The organism is Streptomyces sp. MnatMP-M17, assembly GCF_900091995.1.
In the GTDB taxonomy this organism is placed as follows: domain Bacteria; phylum Actinomycetota; class Actinomycetes; order Streptomycetales; family Streptomycetaceae; genus Streptomyces.
On the sequence record NZ_FMDK01000750.1, the window covers coordinates 1 to 2,201 of the forward strand.

The following is a 2,201-nucleotide window of genomic DNA, read 5'->3' on the forward strand; positions in this document are numbered from 1 at the left end:
CCCTGCGCGCCGTCCTGCGGCCCGGCGGCACGGGGCCGAGGGAGGCCTCGGGCCCCGACGATCCGGTCACCGCCGTGTGCCGGGTCGCCGCACGGGCGGCCGGGTTCTCCCTGAAGGGCTCCCCGCCCGGTTCGGGTGACGGTCCCGAGGCCGGGCACGACGACGACGCCCCGCACGAGGGCGGGGACCTTCCCCCGGACAGCCGGTTCGCGGCGGGCGCCGGCCCGGACGCGGCCGGGCGTCCCTGGGTCACGGCCGTCGAACGGCTTGCGCGGCGCTCGGGCTTCCGCACCCGCGTGGTGGGTCTGGCCGGCACCTGGTGGCGTACCGACCTGGGACCGCTCGTCGGCTGGGCCGAGGACAGCGGGCAGGTGGTGGCGCTGGTGTGGCGGCGCGGCGGCTACCACATGTTCGGCCCGACCGGCGGGCGCGGGACGCGGGTCACCCCGCGGACGGGGGCGGGGCTGGCCGCGCGTGCGGTGATGTTCTACCCGCCGCTGCCCGACCGGCCCGTGCGCCTGCGGACGCTGCTGCGGCACGGACTGCGCGGATCGGCGATGGACGTGTGCCGGATGCTGGGCGCGGGCCTTGTCGCGGCCGTCCTCGCGACCCTCGTCCCCCTCAGCACGGGCACGATTCTCGCCTCCTACGTCCCCCACGGACAGGACGGGCGGGTCATCGGGGTCTGCGGGGCGCTCGTGGCCGTCGTGGTGGCCTCCACCGCGTTCGCGGCCGTGGAGAACGCGGCACTGCTGAGGGTCGAGGGGCGGTTCGAGGCCGTCGCGCAGGCGGCGGTGTGGGACCGGCTGCTGCGGCTGCCGGCCGGGTTCTTCCAGCGGTACTCCGCCGGGCAGCTGGCCCAGGCCGCGCTGGGGGTGGAGAACGCACGCGAGGCCCTGAGCGGCCTGACGTCGCTCGCACTGCACGGCTGCGTCGTCGTGGCAGTGAACCTCACGGTGATGCTGTTCATCAGCGTCCCGCTGGCGCTGTCGGCCCTCGCCCTGACCTCGGCGGTGGCCGGGGTCCTGGTGGCCGTCGGGGCCCGGCAGGCACACTGGCAGCGCGCGGCACTGCGGATCGGGGACGCGCTCGCTGGACAGGTTGTGCAGGTGCTGCGCGGTCTGTCCAAGATCAAGGTCGCCGGGGCGGGGGAACGCGTCTACGCCGAGTGGGCGCAGCGCTTCGCGCGTCGGCAGGAGTACCTCAGACGCGTCGGGCGCCACCAGAACGCCGTCGCCGTCCTCACCCAGATGTTCCTCCCCGTGGGCACGTTCCTGGCGTTCCTGGTCACCTCAGGGCCGCTCGGCGACCGGTTCGGCCAGGGGGACTTCCTGTCCTTCAACGCCGCGCTCGGCCTGACGCTCGCCTCGGTCGTGCAGGTGGGCAACGCGCTGTCCGCCATGGTCGCGGCGGTGCCTATGCTCACCCGGATGCGGCCCCTGCTGACGGAGGCGACCGAAGCGCGGGAGAACACCCGGCACCCCGGCCGGCTCTCCGGCGCGATCGAGGTCGACGGGCTGTCCTTCGGCTACACCAAGGACGCCCCCGTGCTGCGTGAGGTCTCCTTCCGGGTCCGCCCGGGCGAACTCCTCGCGGTGGTCGGCCCCAGCGGCTCCGGCAAGTCGACGCTGCTGCGCCTGCTGCTCGGCTTCGAACGGCCCGACGCCGGCACGGTGGGCTACGACGGACAGGACCTGTCCTCGCTGGACGCGGCTGCCGTCCGCAGACAGTGCGCCGTGGTGCTGCAGCAGGCCGCTCCGCTCAACGGAACGATCCTGCAGACCATCACCGGGGGCCGCCACCTGACCATCGACGACGCCTGGGCCGCGGCCGGACTGGCCGGGATCGCGGAGGACATCGCGGCGATGCCGATGGGCATGCACACCGTCCTCAACGACTCGGGCGGCCTGTCCGGCGGCCAGCGGCAGCGGCTGATGATCGCTCACGCCCTGGTGCGCAGGCCCCGGATGCTTTTCCTCGACGAGGCGACCAGCGCCCTCGACAACGAGGCTCAGCGCGTCGTGACGGAGAGCACCCGCCGTCTCGACGCGACCCGCGTCGTGATCGCGCACCGGCTGTCGACCGTCATGGAGGCGGACCACGTCCTCGTGCTGGAGCAGGGACGCGTCGCGCAGTACGGTCCGCCCGCCGACCTGCTGGCCGACCACGGCGGACTCTTCCACCGGCTGGTGCGCCGCCAG

General features: G+C 74.5%; 1 protein-coding gene. It reads left to right on the forward strand.

The features are described from left to right. Positions 1 to 2,201, forward strand: a 2,201-nt coding sequence (locus tag GA0115259_RS29780; protein ID WP_161230494.1) for an NHLP bacteriocin export ABC transporter permease/ATPase subunit, incomplete at both ends; no start/stop codon positions are given.